This is a genomic window from Corynebacterium tuberculostearicum, assembly GCF_046097255.1.
GTDB lineage: Bacteria > Actinomycetota > Actinomycetes > Mycobacteriales > Mycobacteriaceae > Corynebacterium > Corynebacterium tuberculostearicum_J.
Window position 1 is genome coordinate 1,296,785 of sequence record NZ_CP175770.1, and the last position, 17,855, is coordinate 1,314,639.

Consider the following 17,855-nt stretch of genomic DNA (forward strand, 5'->3'; position numbering starts at 1 on the left):
TGTGTGAAGTACATTTCGACCCGCGATACCGCCCGTCAGCCCGCATCTTTTACAGATATTCTCCTCGGCGGGCTTGCCCCCGATGGCGGTTTATACCTGCCGGAGAGCTACCCACAGCTAGATTCCGCCACTTTAAATTCATGGCGCAGGCTCCTAGCGGACAAAGGCTACGCGGCGCTTGCGGCCGAGGTACTTAAGCTTTTCATTGACGATATTCCAGCGCAAGACATCGAGGCCATCGCCGCCCGCGCCTATACCAGCCCTAAGTTCGCGGACCCGGAAATCGTTCCCGTCACCGAACTAGGCGAGGGCCTTTTCATCGGCCATCTATCCGAAGGGCCAACTGCAGCATTTAAGGACATGGCCATGCAGCTTTTGGGTGAGCTCTTTGAATATGAGCTCGCCCGCCGCGGCGAGACCCTCAATATTCTGGGCGCTACTTCCGGCGATACGGGGTCCTCTGCAGAGTATGCGATGCGCGGGCGCCATGGCATTCGCGTCTTTATGCTCACCCCAGCCGGCCGGATGACGGCCTTCCAACAGGCGCAGATGTTTGGGCTGGATGACCCGAATATCTTCAACATCGCTCTCGATGGCGTCTTCGATGATTGCCAGGATGTGGTCAAGGCGGTATCGGGAGATGCTGATTTTAAGGCCGCCTACCGCATCGGCGCGGTCAATTCCATTAACTGGGCACGGCTGATGGCCCAGGTGGTCTACTACATCTCCTGCTGGCTCAAGGTCACCGAAACCGCCGATCAGAAGGTTTCCTTTAGTGTTCCCACCGGTAACTTTGGCGATATCTGCGCCGGCCACATCGCTCGCCAGATGGGCCTTCCCATTGATCGCCTCATCGTGGCCACCAATGAGAACGACGTACTGGATGAGTTCTTCCGCACCGGCAACTATCGGCCGCGCCCAGCCGCAGAGACCATGGCTACCTCGTCGCCGTCCATGGATATCTCCCGTGCCTCGAATTTTGAGCGCTTTGCGTTTGACTTGCTCGGCCGCGATGCAGCCGAAACCGCGGAGCTGTTCGGCACCAAGGTGAAAGAAGGCGGCTTTAGCCTCGACCGCGAGAAGATTGCTGCTGCCCGCGAGGACTATGGTTTCCTGTCCGGTTCCTCCAGCCATGCCGATCGCCTAGCCACCATCAAGGACGTGCACGAGCGCTTTGATTACCTGGCGGATCCGCACACGGTCGATGGCATCAAGGTGGCCCGCGGCGCACAGCGCGAGGGCGTGGAGACGCCAATTGTGTGTCTGGAGACCGCGCTGCCGGTGAAGTTTGCCGAGACCATTACGGAAGCCATCGGCTCCGCACCTGAGCCGCCCGAGCGCTTTGCCGGCATCCTCGATACTGAGCGGCGCGTCAAGGACTTGCCTAATGATGCCGCGGCGGTCAAGGATTACATCACCACGTCGATTCAGAAAACGGAGGTTTAGACCATGGCCCTAGAAAATTTTGCCGGCCCGGAACATTACACCGAGTTTGATCCGGAAAAGTTCATCCGCGATCTCAAAGCCCAGGCGGAGATGGATGCGGAAGAAGATAATAAGGACAACGCCGGGGATGCGGACGCAGAAAGCAACTAGCGTCTTTGTAGCGTGCACGGCCGCGTTCCTTGCGGCCTGCAGCCCGGTGCGGGGTGGGGAAGAGCCAAGTTTCTCCGCCCTGTCTTCTAAAAACCTCATTCCCAATGAGTCCTATTCCCCGGCCACGGCGCCGCTCGCGCCGGGCACCGCCTTGGATCTCTCCGGCGATGAACCGCAGCCGGGTGCCTACTTCAACTACCAGTCTTGCACCGCGGCGTGGTCATTTACGCTTGCCGACGCCCGCACGATCGCCGTCACCGCTTCCCATTGCGGCAAACCCGGCGATAAGGTCTGGGCCGGCACTGCCGACGGCGACTTTAGCTACCCCGCCGAGCCTATCGGCGAGGTCATCTACTCTGATTTTTATGCCGAAGATAGCCACGACCTCGACGTGGCCTTTATCGAGATCACCGGCAGCGCTGACTACTACGTCCCCGGGGCGGTAGACAATAGCGTCGCCACGTCCTTGGCTCACCTGCCGCTTCATGTGTGCAAGCTTGGCCGCGTGACCGATGAGACCTGCGGCACGCTTATCCATGGTGCGGCGATGGCGCAGCTGAACTCGGGGGGACTCCAGCGGGATTCGATCGCCGCTAGGGCGCGCGTATGCAGTACTAATGGCGACTCCGGTGGTCCGGTGTATGGCGAAGTGGAAGGAGAACAAACCATCGTGGGAGTGGTCTCCGGAACGACACAGCGCCTCGAAGAAGGCCACACCTGCCAAACCACGCAGACAGACATGGAGCTGTCTTTCACGTTGGCCACCGATATTCAGGTTCTAGCTAAAGAGGTCTTGGGACCCATGGCCTAAGTACGCCGCACTGGTCTACGCTAGGTGGCATGCCGACTCCAGATTTTATTGTTCAGCTGCGCGAAAAGATTGGTCACGATCAGATCTTTGTGCCGGCCTGCAGCGCCATCATCATCCGCGATGTTCCGGCAGACGCCGCTCTCTGGGAAGTCCCCTCCGTGCTGCTAGTAAAGCGTTCCGATAACGGTACGTGGACCCCGGTGGAAGGAATCTGCGAGCCAGGCGAGGAAATTACTACCACCGCGCTGCGAGAAGTCAAAGAGGAAGTCGGTCTCGATGCCAAGGTGGAAGCGCTATTGGGCGTGGGGCAGTCCGGCCCCGTGACCTACCCCAACGGCGATGAGTGCACCTTTATGGGAACCGCGCTGCGCGTATCAGTAGCGGATGGCGCAGAACCGGTCATCAGCGATGAAGAAAATACCGAGGCTGGGTGGTTCTCCGTGGCGAAGCTTCCCGATAGCGTGTCGCGCCGCCACCGCCTCATGATTGCCGACGCCGTAGCCCAAATGAAGCATCCCCGCGGCTTTGTTCCACGCATGGGCTGGATGAAGCGCAGCGAACAACCGGGACTGTAGGGCTATTCTTCTGCGGCGTCGGCAAGCAGCCCGCACAATTGCTGCGGATTCTGGGCGGCGATGAGTTCTTGTGCAATGCCAGCGCGCGCATCGGCCATGTCGTCCTTGCTGCCGCAGGAAATCACGGTATCGCTGATAGTAAGCAAAAGCTTTCCGCGCCGGGCTAGGTCATAAAAGAGCGGGCAGTCTTCTTCGCCCCAGCGCCAGGCCGTGGCGTAGAAGTCCCGCGCGCCAGAGCCAAGCCACGACGCCTCCAAGAGCAGGTGGCCGCGGCGCAGGTAGATGCCGTCTCGCTGCAGGCTGGCGAGTACGTCTCTCACCGCAGCCAGGTTGGCGCGATCCCAAGCGATGAAGGTGATGGGGGAGCAGCTAAGCATCAGCGGCGCCGGCGACAGTTACCATCTGCGCGGCCGCCGGAGTAGGCGCGCACGGAATTCTCGCCGCCTTCGGGCCCCAAGTCATCGATGCCCCAGGAATCCTCCGCATAGATTGCGTATTCCCTGCTCCAGTGCTCGCGTCGCGGTCGCGCCTCACGCGTACGGCGGCGTGTGCGGCGCTTGCCTCGTTCGAAGCTGGCGTCTCGCATAGTGGCTGCGCCTCCTTGCTACCTTTAGGGCCCAGTCTTAATGAGTGGCTCTTCAGGGCCGGTTTCCTTCTTTCCTTCCCACACCCAGCTGAGGAAGCGGGTGGAGCATAGTATCCAGTGGGCGGTGAGGAGGACGGGGATGGTGAGCGCAATGGCGTCGATAAGCTTGGAGCCATTGACCAATGCCAGCTGGTGGCCGCCCATGCTCACGGTGCCCGGCGGGAAGGTGCAGGACCACCACGCCGGGGAGTACGGAACCCACCGAGCCACATTGGGATAGAAGGTAAACATCGCGTAGATGGACAGTGGAATGGCGATGATAAGGGCCGTAACGCCGTAATAGATGGACACCGTGCCGGGGAAGAGAATCTGCATTGCCGTGGTGGACTGGCCCACCACGCCTAGCGGGACCCATGCGGTGGCTGATTTGGCGCCGGTGAAATCCACCTTGCCGTGCCATGCCGCCCAGTACACGCGGGCGAAGGTGGGCACCGCCGTCACCAGGGACATGAAGAAAAATACCGTACCCATCACGTGGTAGAGCGGGCCGTAATCATTAGCCAGCCAACCGGAAACGGAAGCCGAAATCATGGGGCCGACCAGCGGCAGGCCCCAGGTGAACTTCGGCTCGCCATGAAAGCGCGTGAGCTGGATAGCCCACGTAATAACCGTAACCGGACCACCGATCCAAAAGCCCACGAGACGGAAGGTAGGGATATCCGTCAGACCGGAAAGCGCGGCACCGAGCGCCAAGATTCCGATGAAAAACATCGACCACTCCGCCATAGTGGTGCGCTCAAAGCTAGGGTGGCGGTAGCGCAAGAAGCCCGCGGTGAGAACGACAAAGATGACGCACGCGATGGCGGCAAAAATGCCGGCCAAGAACATCAATCCTTCTTCCACGAGCAGGCGCGAAACGATGGAGGTGCCCATGAGGCTGCCTCCCCACGCGGGGCCAGGGGCTGGGAGTTGGCGGAATCTATCAGTCACACCCACATGTTAATTTCTTTCGGTCGGGTTATCAGAATTTTGCTGTCGTTTTTGCTGGTGAGAACTCTCGCTAAGCGTGCATATAGGGGCGGGGGTCAAACCCACGTGAATGTGTGTCTGGGGTCGCAAGAAAAGGGCTGGAATACCATTGCGTGTTCATGCACCAAGGGAGGCTATGAATGATGAGGATTCGCTATACCTTGGTGGAAATCCGGATTTCGTTCGACCAGCTTCATATACTCATCCAAAAATCCAACCCACGAATTTGTAAGGAAGAGAAAGTTATCAAGGGCTACAATTACTGCTAGTAGCGAGTTCTCGCCATAATTTTGACCTAAAACTTTCTCAGCACGCCGCTTTGTAGCATTGGATACTGCAGGTTGGTCCAAAACGAAACCGTTCCATAACCGAGCTGAGTGAGCACACTTATTTCTCACGAAAGTAAAAGAGCGCAATTGGCGCGCTAAATATTGTTTCTTTACGCCAAGAATGGAACAAGTCTTTGCGTAAACTTGGTTGTTGTCGTTTCGGAAGCTTATTGCTTTCGACAACGTACCAAAGGACAGCGCCTCGACGGCCACCCAAATTGGCACATCGTAAACCCACCTTTCAGTATCGGACCCTGAGTCCTTTTTGTATTTGTGGAGGTATGGTTCCTTAGACCGCTTGAGCTCACTGATAATTAGTTCGTGTGTGGGCGGCATGGCCGGATTTGGTGGGCGCCGGTAAGCAGTGGGCTGAAGGTACTGCTCGTAAGGAGAATGGATTTCACCTTCGCTGAGAGCAAAGGCCGTTCTGGCCGCAAGCTCTGCTTCTTGGAGCCCGCGGAGAAGAAGAGAACGAAGTTCGATGTCCAACCGGTAGAGATTAACTATTTCATCCCACTGGGTGCCAGGAAAGAATTTGGCTTCGTCACCGGCTGAATTTTCTTGGAAGTACCGCATGTAGCCCGAAAAGCGGTAATAATTTTGGCGCTCAAGGAAATCTTTAGCAGATTTTTCGGAAGGCAGGATTAACCCACGGCGTTGAATTAAACTGACTTGCTCTTGAATGCTGAGGAACTTCTTCCTGCGGTTCATTGCTTCAGCATAGCAAAGCCCCCCTCTCATATTGAGCTGTTCTTATGGGAAGCTTGGAGGGGGTATCGATTAACTAAAGTATAGCTCAAAATGCGCAATTTTAGTAATCATTTGCGCAAAATTTTGTTCACGGGCCACGCGTTTGGAAAACGCTGCGGTAGTCAATTAACAAGGAGTGGGGCACCGCTAAGAATCAAGGGCGCTTGTCAATAGTCGGTGTAAAACCTCTGAATCCAAAGTGCACAGAGGATTTGCAAAGCCCCCAATCGGCACTCAGCAATTTGGGAGCCTAGGAAGGCGGAAAGCCGGTGGCGAGAGGGGGCGTCGGCAAGCGCAGCTCTAGCAGTCGTAGTACATCTCAAATTCCTGCGGGGTAGGACGCAGGCGGACCGGGTTAATCTCGTTTTCGTACTTGTAGTTGATGTAGGTCTCGATGAGATCCTCGGTGAAGACATCGCCTTCGGTGAGGAAGTCCATGTCCTCCTGCAGGGCCTTCAGGGAAGCCTCGAGGGAGGTCGGTGCCTGTGGGATGGACTCAGCCTCTGCCGGCGGCAGCTCGTAGAGGTCCTTATCAACTGGAGCGTGCGGCTCGATGCGGTTCTTTACGCCGTCGATGCCGGCCATCATCATGGCGGCAAAGCCCAGGTAAGGGTTGCCGGATGGGTCCGGTGCGCGGAACTCGATGCGCTTGGCCTTCGGGTTGGAACCGGTAATCGGGATACGGATGGCGGCCGAGCGGTTGCGCTGGGAGTACACCAGGTTGATCGGGGCCTCGAAGCCTGGCACCAGTCGGTGGTAGGAGTTCAGCGTCGGGTTGGTGAACGCAAGAACTGCACCGGCGTGGTGGAGGATACCGCCGATGTAGTAGCGAGCGATATCGGAAAGGCCTGCGTAGCCAGCCTCGTCGTGGAAGAGGGGCTTGCCGTCCTTCCACAGGGACATGTGGGCGTGCATGCCGGAACCATTATCGCCAGCCAGCGGCTTAGGCATGAAGGTTGCGGTCTTGCCCCACTGTGCCGCGGTCTGTTTGACCACGTACTTGAAGGTCTGGATGTCATCGCCCGCGTGCAACATGGAGTTGAAGCGGTAGTTGATCTCGTTCTGGCCGGCGCCGACCTCGTGGTGGAAGCGCTCGATTTGGAAGCCAACCTTTTGCAGGTTCTCTACCATGGCGTCGCGTACCTCACCGTGCTTGTCATACGGCGCGGTGGGGAAGTAGCCGCCCTTCAGGCGGGTCTTGTAGCCGGTGTTCGGGGTGCCGTCGAAGTTGGTTTCGCTATCGCGGTTCCACCAGCCTTCATCGGAATCCACCTCGTAGAAGCCGTGCTGTACGTCGGTGCCAAAGCGCACGGAGTCAAAGAGGTAGAACTCGGCCTCAGCGCCAAAGTTACAAGTATCGGCAATGCCGGTGGACTGCAGGTACTCTTCCGCCTTGCGCGCGATGTTGCGCGGGTCGCGGGAGAAAGGCTCAAAGGTAAATGGGTCGTGGACGAAGAACTTGATGTTCAGGGTCTTGGCCGTGCGGAACGGATCGATATGCGCGGTGGCTGGATCCGGCAGCAGGGTCATATCGGACTCATCGATGGTGGTGAATCCGCGGATAGAGGAGCCGTCGAAGGCAAGGCCATTTTCGGCATCTTCTACGGTGAACTCATCTGCTGGGATGGAAAAGTGGTGCTCGGTGCCTGGGACGTCCGTAAAGCGGATATCGACGAACTTTACGTCCTCGTCCTTAATAAATTGGACGATGTCCTGCACTGTCTCGAAAGACACGTTTGTCTCCTCGTTGTTGACCGGTGAATTGTCTCTCTATAGCCTACTAGGTTCGCGCCCTAGGCATCGCGATTCCCCTCGTTTCACATCTCACTTTGTGCCCGCTAGATTGGTGAGCATGGCAGATAAGCGTACGTGGCTCGACGGGCCGAATATTCCGGGCGAATACGATGACATGGAAGGTCCCGGCCGCTGGCCGGGCGAAAAGCTCGGCCTTCCGGAGTCCGGGCCGGGTTCACTGGCCCCCGTTGGCCGCCGCGCCGGCGCCGTGGCCATTGACTGGATCGTGTGCATGCTCATTGCCAACCTCATCCACATGTTCACGACGGAACTCGGCGGTGTGGCCTTCTTGGGCTACGCGCTGTGGGTCATCATGGGCATTGTCTGCGGTTGGCTCTTTGCCCGCACCCCCGGCATGTTGCTGTTGGGTATGGGCGTGGCGCGACTCGACGTCCCCGGTGCCCGCGTGGGCCTATGGCGCGCGGCGCTGCGCACGGTGCTCACCGGTGTGCTGTTCCCGGCGGCCATGGTTGATGCGGATGGGCGCGGTATGCATGACCGCGCCACCGGCACCATCGTTATTCGCTCCTAGATAGCCTGCTATCAAGGGCATAAGAAAATCCCTGCTACGCCGCCGACGGTATAGCAGGGATTAGCTTTAGGCGCTTATTTATTTTTCTTGCGCTGCTGGGCGCGGCGCATGCGGCGGTTCATGCCGGCCATGTTCTGCGCCTGGTGGGGCATCGGACCCTTAGGCATGCCCGGGGTGGTACCCGGCATGGAATCCATGGCCTCGATGCGGCGGATGTTTTCGTAGGTTTCGTTCTTATTGAAGTTGCGCGGCAGCTTCATGACCTTATTGCGCAGCTTGGATACGGGAACCTCGTCCTCGCCGTTGCCCACGAAGATCTCGTAGATGGGAACGCCGCCGGCGATCTTGTCTACACGCTTCTTAAGCTGGTTCAAGGTGGGGCGTACGCGGTTCTTATTGCCCTCGCAAACGAAGATGACGCCGGCGTTGCCGATGACGCGGTGGATAAGATCCTGCTGGCGGGTGGCGGCCACACCGGTCTTTACGGACCACACGATGCCCACGGTATTACGGAGCTGCTGCTCCAGCGCCCAGCCGGCAGCGCCCGGCTGGTCTTCCACGCGCTTGTACATATCGCGCTCAAGGCGGCGGGTGAAGAGGAACATAGCGAGCAGCGCGCCGATGCCCAAACCGAGGATGAGCATGAACCATTCGCCGCCAAAAAGCATGCCAATGAGGAAGAAGAGCAAGCCCATGCCCAGGAAGGCACCCAGCATGATGGGGATAAGCGCCTTATCCTGCTTGCGCTGCATATTGAATGCTTGCCACATCTGGGACCAGGTTTGCTTACGCTGCTGGCGCTTGGCCGCGCGTTCTTGCTTCTTTGCAGCCTTTAGTGCTGCCTTGTCATCTTTCGCCATGGCTCCTACTTTAAAGGTCAACGGGCATAAATGTTAAAACGGCCCACGCGAAAAGCGCAGGCCGTTATGAAAACGTTCGGTTTAGCGGATGGTGGCCGCCGCCGAATTTGCATTAGCCGGGGTCTTGGCCATGCGGGTGGTCACTGGAGTCTCTTCCGAGGGGCCGTACTTCTCCAGCAGGGTGGAGGCCTCTTGGGCGGTGGCACCCTGGGAGGTCTCGGCCAGGTGCTTGAGGTTTTCCGGCAGCTCGAAGCCGCGCTTTTCCATGGCCTGCACGTAGAGGCGGCCGGCGCGGTAGGACGAGCGCACCAGCGGGCCGGACATGACGCCGCCGAAGCCGAGCTCCTTGGCCAGCTTGGAGTGGGCGACGAATTCCTCTGGGCGCACCCAGCGCTCAATCGGGTGGAAGCGCGGGCCGGGGCGCAGGTACTGGGTGATGGTGATGATATCGCAGCCGGCAGAACGCAGGTCACGCAATGCTTCCTCGACCTCATCCTCGGTCTCGCCCATGCCCAAAATCAGGTTGGACTTGGTAATCAGGCCATAGTCGTGGGCCTGGCGGATAACGTCCAGGGAGCGCTCGTAGCGGAAGGCCGGGCGGATGCGCTTAAAGATGCGCGGCACGGTTTCCAGGTTGTGGGCGAAGACCTCTGGCTTGGCCTCAAAAACTTCTTCCAAAAGGTCCGGCTTGCCGGAGAAATCCGGGGTGAGGTTTTCCACGCCGGTATGCGGGTTAAGCTCGTGAATCTTGCGCACGACCTCGGCGTAGAGCCAAGCGCCCTCATCCGGAAGATCGTCGCGGGTAACTCCGGTAATGGTGGTGTAGTTAAGGTCCATTTCCCGGATATTTTCGGCCACGCGGCGCGGCTCATCGCGGTCGAGTTCTTCCGGCTTGCCGGTGGCAATATCGCAGAAGTCGCAGCGGCGGGTGCACTTATCGCCACCGATAAGGAACGTAGCCTCGCGGGATTCCCAGCACTCGTGGATATTCGGGCAGCCTGCCTCTTGGCACACGGTGTGCAGGGAGGCGCCGGCCACGCGGGACTTCATGTCCTCGTAGCCCGGGCCGGTGCGGACCTGGTTGCGTATCCAGCGTGGCTTTTGTTCGATGGGTGACTCCGCATTCTTCTTTTCAATGCGGAGCATCTTGCGTCCTTCAGGCTTTACAGTCACAAAAACTCACTTTATCGGTTGATGGTGGTGATGGCTAATAGCTCTTCTAGGTATAAGTCGCCAGGGTCACATCCTATTCCGCGCCAGCCCCGAACGAGGGCTAGTGCCGCGCTTGCCGACGCCTCTCCCGTGCCCTTTCATTGGCTAGCTTCGTGGGATCCGGGGCTGAGCCGAAGGTGTGGTCGGCAACGATGAGGCGGCCCGAGAGGGCGTCGTCCAGCGCTTGCAACAGCGGCTGGGTGGCGTCTTCGAGACTGACCTGGTGGCCCAGTTCTAGGGATAGGGTGGTCACATCGGCGTCATCGATGCCGCAGGCCACAATGTGGTCGTAATAGTCCAACGTATTGCAGCAATTGAGCGCCAAGCCGTGCATGGTCACCCCGCGGGTAATGCGGATGCCCAGCGCGGCAATTTTGCGGTCGCGCTTCGGGGCAGCCGGATCCTTGGCCTGGGTGGTGGAGGGGACCCATACACCCGAGCGGCCGTCGATGCGCCCTGCGGTGGTCACCCCCATCTGGCGAACCGTCTGGATGGTGGCTTCCTCCAAGCGGCGTACATAGTCGACGACGTCGACAGGCTCAGCCAGCTTGATAATGGGGTAGATGACCAACTGGCCCTCGCCATGCCAGGTGATTCGCCCGCCGCGGTCCACGGTGATAACGGGCAGGCCATTATCCGGCATATCCTCTGGCTGGGTGCGCTTGCCGGCGGTATAGATATTGGGATGCTCGACCACGAGCACCACGTCGCCCTGCTCGCCCTTGGCGCGGGCGGCCGCTACCTCGGCCTGGTAATCCCACGCCTCCTGGTAGTCCATCCGGCCCAGGAAACGGACCTCTAGTGGCTTATCGGAGGCGCGGATAGAGCGCTCGGCGGGGAAGAAAGGATCGCGTGGTGCAGTCATAGCCTCAAAGTTTCCTCTGGTGCGGTGGGCAAAGCAAAGCGGGAGGATGCGCGTGGCACACCCTCCCGCGTGGGGCCGAATTAGTCCAGGCCGTTGGCGGATGCGTAGGCGGCGGCATCCATGAGCTCGCCGGCCTCATCTACCTCGACCTCGAAGAGCCAGCCCTCCCCAAACGGGTCGTTGTTGATGACGGCGTAGTCATCGTGTACGGCCTCGTTGACGGCCTTGACGGTGCCGGTGACAGGGGAGTAGAGGTCAGAGACGGACTTGGTGGATTCGACTTCGCCGCAGGACTCGCCGGCGGTGACGGTATCGCCTACTTCCGGTAGCTCGGCAAAGACGACCTCGCCCAGGCGATCGGCAGCGACGGAGGTAATGCCGATGCGCACGGTAGCGCCAGCGACGGCGTCAGCGGTGGCGTTGACCCACTCGTGGTCTTCGGAGTAGGAGAAATCTTGTGGAAGGGTAGCCATGGTGATGTAGTCCTTTCGGGCTGGTTGAGAAAGTGTTTACTTATCGCGCTTGTAGAACGGCAACGCGGTTACTTCAAAAGGATAGCGCTTGCCGCGGATCTCTACCTCGACTTCGGCGCCGGGCTCGAGTTCGGCGCTGGTTTCCAGCAGCGCGATGGCCACTGGGTGCCCCAGGGTGGGGGAAGGCTGACCGGAGGTGACGGTTCCGACCTTCTTGTCTCCCACGAATACTTCGGCTCCGGCGCGCGCGGCGCGGCGTTGCGTGGAGGTGAGGCCGGTGATCGCCACCTGTGGGCCTTCGGCGGCGCGCTGGCGGATGACCTCGGCGCCGACAAAATCGGCCTCCTTCTTGGCAAAGGCACGCGCCATGCCCGCCTCTACCGGGGTGATATCGCGAGAGAGCTCGTTGCCGTAGAGCGGCATTCCGGCCTCGAGGCGCAGGGAATCGCGGGCGGCAAGGCCGCACGGCTTGAGGTCGTATTCCGCACCGGCCTTGAGCAGTTCTTCCCACAGCTGCGGGGCATCGGAGTTATACACGATGAGCTCGAAGCCATCCTCACCGGTGTAGCCGGTGCGTGCGATGATGGCGAAGGTGCGCGCTACCTTGCCCATGGTGGCGGCGTAGTAGCCGAGGTTATACACCTCGTCCTGCTTATTGTCTTCTACCAGCGGGACGAGGATTTCTGCGGCCTTAGGGCCCTGGACGGCGATCATGGCGACGTCACGGGACTCGTTCTTCAGGGAAACATCGAAGCCCTCGGCGCGATTGTTGAGCTCGTCCCATACGGTATCGGCGTTGCCGGCATTCGGGACGACGAGGAATTTGTCCTCTTCAAAGCGGTAGGTAATCAGGTCATCGATGATGCCGCCGTCTTCAGCGGCAATCATGGAGTACTTGGCCTTGCCCACCTTGAGGGGCTCGAAGTTGGAGATGAAGGCATAGGACAAGAACTTGCCGGCGTCGGCGCCGTTGACCCAAATTTCGCCCATGTGGGATAGGTCAAAGAGGCCAGCGGTGCTGCGCACCGCGCGGTGCTCATCCAGCTCGTTTTGGTACTTCAAGGGCATGTTCCACGGACCGAAGGCCGTGAAAGTGGCGCCGAGTTTTTCGTGCTCGGCATGAAGCGGGGAGGTGAGTAGTTCGGTCATGGTTACTCCTCAGAATCGTCGATGTCGAAAGCTTCTGGTGGTGGGCAGCTGCAGACCAGGTTGCGGTCGCCGTAGGCCTCGTCGATGCGGCGCACCGGCGGGAAGTACTTGTAGCTGTGGCGCAGGGATTTCACGGGCCACGCGGCCTTTTCGCGGCTGAAGGCGAACTCCCACGTATCGGAGCCGATGGACTCCGCGGTAAATGGTGCGTGGTGGATAACGGAGCCTTCGTAGGAAACCTCGCCGTCGATGATCTCTTGGATCTCCGCGCGAATGGTGCGCATGGCTTCAATGAAGCGATCCAGCTCGCCCAGGTCTTCCGACTCGGTGGGCTCCACCATGAGGGTGCCGGCCACCGGGAAGGCGAGGGTCGGGGCGTGGAAACCAAAGTCCACGAGGCGCTTGGCTACGTCGGCTGCGGTGACCCCGGAGGCGTCGGTAAGCGCGCGCAGATCCAGGATGCATTCGTGCGCAACCAAGCCAGCGTTGCCGGTGTAGAGCACAGGGAAGGAATCTTCCAAGGACTTGGCCAGGTAGTTCGCGCCCAAAATCGCGTGGGCGGAGGCCTGGGCCAGTCCCTGCGCACCGGTCATAGCAAGGTACGCCCAGGAAATCGGCAGCACACCCGCCGAGCCATACTTGGTATTGGTAATTGGTACGCCCTGACCTACCGGGGTAGCGGTGGTGGCATCCAGCTGCGGATCCGCGGCGTTGGTGGGTAGGAAGGGGATGAGGTGCTCGGCCACTGCGACCGGGCCCACGCCTGGGCCGCCACCGCCATGCGGAATGGTAAAGGTCTTGTGCAGGTTGAGGTGGGAAACATCGCCGCCGAACTGGCCTGGGCGGGCCCAGCCGGTCAGCGCGTTCATATTCGCACCGTCGATGTAGACCTGGCCGCCCACAGCGTGGACCTTATCGCATACGTCGCGGACCTCGGGGTCAAAGACACCGTGGGTGGACGGGTAGGTCACCATGATGCCGGCGATGTGGTTGCCGTGCTTGGCAATCTTGTCATCCAAATCCGCCAGGTCAATAGAGCCATCCTCGGCGGTCTTGACCACAACAACGCGCAGGTTAGCCAGCGTTGCCGAGGCCGCATTGGTACCGTGCGCGGAAGCTGGGATGAGCACTACATCGCGCTCGTTATCGCCATTGGCTACGTGATAGCGGCGGATGGCCAAAAGACCCGCCAGCTCGCCCTGGGAGCCGGCATTGGGCTGGATGGAGACCTTGGCGTAGCCGGTTACCTCGGCCAGCCAGCCCTCAATCTCTTCTACCAAGGCGCGCCAACCGGCGGTCGTTTCTTCTGGTGCGTAGGGGTGGATGCCTGCAAACTCCGGCCAGGAGATGGGTTCCATGGCGGCGGTGGGGTTGAGCTTCATCGTGCAGGAGCCCAGCGGAATCATGGTGCGGTCGAGCGCCAGGTCCTTATCGGCCAGCTTGCGCAGGTAGCGCAGCATCTGGGTCTCGGAGTGAATGCGGTTGAAGATTTCGTGCTGGAGCGGCTCCTCGCCGCGCTGCAGGTTCTCCGGCAGGGCAAAGTCGGCCTCAGCAGTTTCGGCGCCGAAGGCCTGGGCGAGCTTAGCGACGTCCTCCTTGGTTGCCGACTCACCAAAGGACACCGATACCTTGTCCTCGTCAATGACGCGCACGAGGTAGCCCTCCTTCTGGAGGTCAACCTTGATGGTGGCGGCGTCTACGCCGGCGACGGTAACGGTATCGAAGAAGTCCTCGGACACGAGTTGCTTTCCAGTATCCTTGAGGGACTGTGCAAAGGAGGAAGCGAGCGCGTGGACGCGCTGGGCAATGGCCTTGAGGCCTTGCGGGCCGTGGTAGACGGCGTACATGGAGGCGACATTAGCCAGTAGTGCCTGCGCAGTACAGATATTGGAGGTAGCGCGTTCACGGCGAATGTGCTGCTCGCGGGTCTGCAGCGCTAGGCGGTAAGCGGGGCGACCATCCGCGTCCTTGGACACGCCTACGATGCGGCCAGGCATCTGGCGCTTGAGCTTTTCCGTGACCGCCATGTACGCAGCGTGCGGGCCGCCGAAGAAGAGCGGAACGCCAAAGCGCTGGGAAGAACCGAGCACAATATCGGCGCCCAGCGAGCCAGGTGCCTCCAGCAGGAGCAGCGAAAGCGGGTCGGTGGCCACGGTAGCCAGAGCGCCGCGGGTGTGCAGCTCCTCGATGATGGTGGAGGGGTCAAAGATATCGCCCTCGGTACCGGTGTAGGCGATTACTGCGCCGATGAGATCCTCGCCCACGAGGCCTTCGCGCAGGTCCACGATTTCTACCTCAAGGTCAATTGCGCGGGCGCGCTCCGCGGCGACGGTAAGCACCTGCGGGTGCAGGCGAGAATCCAACACCACGCGGCGACCCTTCTTGACCGCGCGGGACATAAGCCCCACGGCTTCCGCGGTGGCGGAGGCCTCGTCCAGCAAAGAAGCATTCGCGATGGGCAGTCCGGACAGGGACTCAATCATGGTCTGGAAGTTCAATAGCGCTTCAAGACGACCCTGGGAGATCTCTGGCTGATACGGGGTATAGGCGGTGTACCATCCCGCATCTTCCAATAAACCGCGACGGATGACCGCGGGGGTGAGGGTGTCAGAAAAGCCTTGTCCGTAGAAGGACTTCAGCACGGTGTTCTGGTTGGCGTACTCCCGCAATGTAGCCTGCGCTTCATCTTCCGAGAGTGCCTCAGGAAGCTGAGGCAGTTCTGCGGCGCGGATCTTTGACGGAATGGCGGCATCGACCAGCGCGTCCACGCTGTCGTAGCCTACCTTCGCAAGCATGGTGGCCTGCTCCGCAGAATCCGGCCCTAGGTGGCGGGAGATGAATTCCATGTCAGTGAGACTCCTTAATAGGGGGACAGTGGCTGTAACCGCCCCAATTATATGTTTAACAATGGGTGAGCCGATCCCGCTTTGGAAACTTTTATGCAGCGCGTCACTGTATAGAACTGCACCCAGTGCGCTCACCATGGGCTTAGGGGCAAAGCTCCCTCAACACCTCGAATAAAAAGGGATGGATTAGTCCGGCCTTTTTGGATCCATCACCCCCACTTGGCACCCCAGACATAGCTAAAGCCCCTTAGCCCCGCGGTGGGGCTAAGAGGCTTTAAGCGGCGATAGAACCTTTAGACTTCGAGGTCTGCCTGGAAGTCTGCGGTCTGCAGGCGGTCCTTGATGGTGGTGATGAAGCGGCCTGCGTCCGCACCGTCAACTACCTGGTGATCGTAGGTGAATGGCAGGTAGCACATCTGGCGGATGGCGATGGCGTCCTGGCCGTTCTCGTTGACAACGACCGGGCGCTTTTCGATAGCCGCGGTGCCCAGGATGCCGGCCTGTGGCGGAACCAAGATCGGGGTATCGAGCATGGCGCCCTCGGAACCGATGTTGGTCACGGTGAAGGTAGCACCGGTGAGATCGTTCGGCTTTAGCTTGTTATTGCGGGCCTTATCGGCCAGCTCTGCAATCTGCTGAGCGATCTGCGGCAGGGTCATATCCTGTGCCTTGTGGATGACCGGGGTGAGCAGGCCCTTCGGGGTGTCAACAGCGATAGCGATGTTGACGTCCGAGTGGTAGGTCATCTCCTTGGTCTCTGGGTTGTAGGACGCATTGACGTTCGGGTGGGAGACCAGAGCCTCGGCGGTAGCCTTCACGATGAATGGCAGGAAGGACAGGTTTGCACCGTGCTTGTCGATGAACGCCTGCTTGTTCTTCTTGCGCATATCCCAGATGGCAGTCATGTCGACTTCCTGGACGTGGGTCAGCTGCGCGGAAATCTGCAGCGCCTCGACCATCTTGGCGGCGGTGATTTCGCGGATGCGGTTGACCTTCTGGGTGGTGCCGATGAGCTCCTGCTTGGCCGGATCCACGGACTTGGTGGACCAACGTGCGCGTGGGGAGTTATCGGACTGTGCGGCAGACTTGGCAGGTGCATCGCCCTCGCCAGCAGCGGCGAGCACGTCCTGCTTGCGGATACGGCCGCCCACGCCGGTGCCCTCAACGGTGTTGAGGTCTACGCCGTGCTTTTCAGCCAGCTTGCGTACCAGTGGGGTGACGTAAGGAACGTTGTCGCCATTGTTGACCTTGGCAGAGGTGTTCAGGGAGGAATCCTGCGTGGACTCCTTCTTCTCTTCAGCCTTCGGTTCTGGCTTCTTCTCTTCCTTTTCTTCGGCCTTTGGCTCTTCCTTCTTTTCTTCCTGTGGCTCTGGCTTGGCCTCGGAGGAGGATGCGGTGGCGTTTTCGTCGCCGATGCGGGCGATGACTTCGCCGACCTCGATGGTGTCGTCCTCGTCGGCAAGGATTTCTACCAGGGTGCCTGCTACTGGGGAAGGAATTTCGGTGTCGACCTTGTCGGTGGAGACCTCGAGCAGTGGCTCGTCTACCTCGACGGTGTCGCCAACGGACTTCAGCCACTGGGTGATGGTGCCCTCGGTGACGGATTCGCCGAGTTCTGGCATTTCCACGTCGGCTGCGTCGCCGGAGCCGCCGTTGGAGGAGTCAGCCTTCGCCTCTTCCTTTTCTTCTGCCTTGGGCTCTTCCTTCTTTTCTTCCTGTGGCTCTGGCTTGGCCTCGGAGGAGGATGCGGTGGCGTTTTCGTCGCCGATGCGGGCGATGACTTCGCCGACCTCGATGGTGTCGTCCTCGTCGGCGAGGATTTCTACCAGGGTGCCTGCTACGGGGGAAGGAATTTCGGTGTCGACCTTGTCGGTGGAGACCTCGAGCAGTGGTTCGTCTACCTCGACGGTGTCGCCAACGGACTTCAGCCACTGGGTGATGGTGCCTTCGGTGACGGACTCGCCGAGTTCTGGCATTTCCACGTCGGCTGCGTCGCCGGAGCCGCCGTTGGAGGAGTCAGCCTTCGGCTCTTCCTTCTTTTCTTCTGCTTCTTCCTCGCCCTTATCAGCGGAGGAGTCGTTGGATGCGGAGCCTGCCTCATCCTCGTCACCGATGATGGCGATGACTTCGCCAACCTCGATGGTGTCATCCTCGTCAGCCTTAATTTCAATAATGGTGCCGGCTACGGGGGAGGGGATTTCAGTATCGACCTTATCGGTGGAGACCTCGAGCAATGGTTCGTCGACCTCGACGGTATCGCCGACGGACTTGAGCCACTGCGTGATGGTGCCTTCGGTTACGGATTCGCCCAGCTCGGGCATCTCAACGGAGTTCGCCATGAGTTATAAGACTCCTCGAAAGTTGGAAGTGTTCTATCGCTACCCGACAATCTTACAGCGTGATGCTCACCCTCGTGCAGATGTGGGGTTAGTAACTACCCTCCTTCCG

General features: G+C 59.8%; 17 protein-coding genes. 5 read left to right on the forward strand and 12 right to left on the reverse strand.

Annotated elements, in window-relative coordinates; translation table 11 throughout:
• Positions 1-3: 3 nt before the first annotated feature.
• The 4 genes from thrC to ACKFRY_RS06225 are packed head-to-tail and all read left to right on the forward strand — an operon-like array spanning position 4 to position 2,982.
• Positions 4-1,446, forward strand: coding sequence for a threonine synthase (gene thrC / locus ACKFRY_RS06210; RefSeq protein ID WP_408922497.1), 1,443 nt, complete (start codon positions 4-6; stop codon positions 1,444-1,446).
• Positions 1,447-1,449: 3 nt separating this feature from the next.
• Positions 1,450-1,596 carry a hypothetical protein gene (locus ACKFRY_RS06215; protein WP_005328137.1) on the forward strand — a complete coding sequence of 49 codons (147 nt, stop codon included), beginning with the start codon at positions 1,450-1,452 and terminating at the stop codon, positions 1,594-1,596.
• Positions 1,574-2,407: a trypsin-like serine protease gene (locus tag ACKFRY_RS06220; RefSeq protein WP_250408620.1), complete on the forward strand. Its 834-nt coding sequence runs from the start codon at positions 1,574-1,576 to the stop codon at positions 2,405-2,407. The genes ACKFRY_RS06215 and ACKFRY_RS06220 overlap by 23 nt, the downstream gene beginning before the upstream one ends.
• Before the next feature lie 29 nt (positions 2,408-2,436).
• A complete protein-coding gene (locus tag ACKFRY_RS06225) occupies positions 2,437-2,982 on the forward strand; it encodes an NUDIX domain-containing protein (RefSeq protein ID WP_239228268.1) in 546 nt (181 codons plus the stop codon).
• Between the two features lie 2 nt (positions 2,983-2,984).
• Here the strand turns inward: ACKFRY_RS06225 and ACKFRY_RS06230 are convergent, their stop codons facing one another.
• From ACKFRY_RS06230 to glnA, 5 genes are all read right to left on the reverse strand, one after another.
• Positions 2,985-3,359, reverse strand: a complete 375-nt coding sequence (locus ACKFRY_RS06230; RefSeq protein WP_250408621.1) for a hypothetical protein — start codon at positions 3,357-3,359, stop codon at positions 2,985-2,987.
• Positions 3,359-3,568 carry a hypothetical protein gene (locus ACKFRY_RS06235; protein ID WP_250408622.1) on the reverse strand — a complete coding sequence of 70 codons (210 nt, stop codon included), beginning with the start codon at positions 3,566-3,568 and terminating at the stop codon, positions 3,359-3,361. The genes ACKFRY_RS06230 and ACKFRY_RS06235 overlap by 1 nt, the downstream gene beginning before the upstream one ends.
• Before the next feature lie 24 nt (positions 3,569-3,592).
• Positions 3,593-4,558, reverse strand: a complete 966-nt coding sequence (locus tag ACKFRY_RS06240; RefSeq protein ID WP_366512201.1) for a TDT family transporter — start codon at positions 4,556-4,558, stop codon at positions 3,593-3,595.
• Between the two features lie 173 nt (positions 4,559-4,731).
• On the reverse strand, positions 4,732-5,637 hold the full coding sequence (locus ACKFRY_RS06245; RefSeq protein WP_408922498.1) for an Abi family protein: 906 nt from the start codon (positions 5,635-5,637) through the stop codon (positions 4,732-4,734).
• Between the two features lie 339 nt (positions 5,638-5,976).
• Positions 5,977-7,410 (reverse strand): type I glutamate--ammonia ligase, encoded by a 1,434-nt coding sequence (glnA, locus tag ACKFRY_RS06250; protein WP_204608276.1) that lies wholly within the window; start codon positions 7,408-7,410, stop codon positions 5,977-5,979.
• A gap of 118 nt (positions 7,411-7,528) precedes the next feature.
• Here glnA and ACKFRY_RS06255 point away from each other — a divergent pair, with 118 nt between their 5' ends.
• A complete protein-coding gene (locus ACKFRY_RS06255; protein ID WP_049377713.1) occupies positions 7,529-8,002 on the forward strand; it encodes an RDD family protein in 474 nt (157 codons plus the stop codon).
• A 74-nt stretch (positions 8,003-8,076) separates the two neighbouring features.
• On the opposite strand, the gene ACKFRY_RS06260 is transcribed toward ACKFRY_RS06255, so the two are convergent.
• The 7 genes from ACKFRY_RS06260 to sucB all read right to left on the reverse strand — a co-directional run bounded on the left by ACKFRY_RS06260 (position 8,077) and on the right by sucB (position 17,746).
• The gene (locus ACKFRY_RS06260; protein ID WP_200435420.1) at positions 8,077-8,862 is read right to left on the reverse strand and encodes a DUF4191 domain-containing protein; all 786 of its coding nucleotides are present in this window, start codon (positions 8,860-8,862) and stop codon (positions 8,077-8,079) included.
• A gap of 81 nt (positions 8,863-8,943) precedes the next feature.
• Complete coding sequence (gene lipA, locus ACKFRY_RS06265; RefSeq protein WP_005327094.1) at positions 8,944-10,008, reverse strand: lipoyl synthase; 1,065 nt, start codon at positions 10,006-10,008, stop codon at positions 8,944-8,946.
• A gap of 127 nt (positions 10,009-10,135) precedes the next feature.
• Complete coding sequence (gene lipB / locus ACKFRY_RS06270; RefSeq protein WP_200435421.1) at positions 10,136-10,939, reverse strand: lipoyl(octanoyl) transferase LipB; 804 nt, start codon at positions 10,937-10,939, stop codon at positions 10,136-10,138.
• Between the two features lie 80 nt (positions 10,940-11,019).
• Positions 11,020-11,412, reverse strand: coding sequence for a glycine cleavage system protein GcvH (gene gcvH / locus ACKFRY_RS06275; RefSeq protein WP_005324433.1), 393 nt, complete (start codon positions 11,410-11,412; stop codon positions 11,020-11,022).
• Between the two features lie 36 nt (positions 11,413-11,448).
• On the reverse strand, positions 11,449-12,561 hold the full coding sequence (gene gcvT, locus ACKFRY_RS06280) for a glycine cleavage system aminomethyltransferase GcvT (protein WP_408922499.1): 1,113 nt from the start codon (positions 12,559-12,561) through the stop codon (positions 11,449-11,451).
• Between the two features lie 2 nt (positions 12,562-12,563).
• Positions 12,564-15,407, reverse strand: coding sequence for an aminomethyl-transferring glycine dehydrogenase (gcvP, locus tag ACKFRY_RS06285; RefSeq protein ID WP_408922500.1), 2,844 nt, complete (start codon positions 15,405-15,407; stop codon positions 12,564-12,566).
• A 293-nt stretch (positions 15,408-15,700) separates the two neighbouring features.
• On the reverse strand, positions 15,701-17,746 hold the full coding sequence (gene sucB / locus ACKFRY_RS06290) for a 2-oxoglutarate dehydrogenase, E2 component, dihydrolipoamide succinyltransferase (RefSeq protein WP_250408629.1): 2,046 nt from the start codon (positions 17,744-17,746) through the stop codon (positions 15,701-15,703).
• Positions 17,747-17,855: the final 109 nt, after the last annotated feature.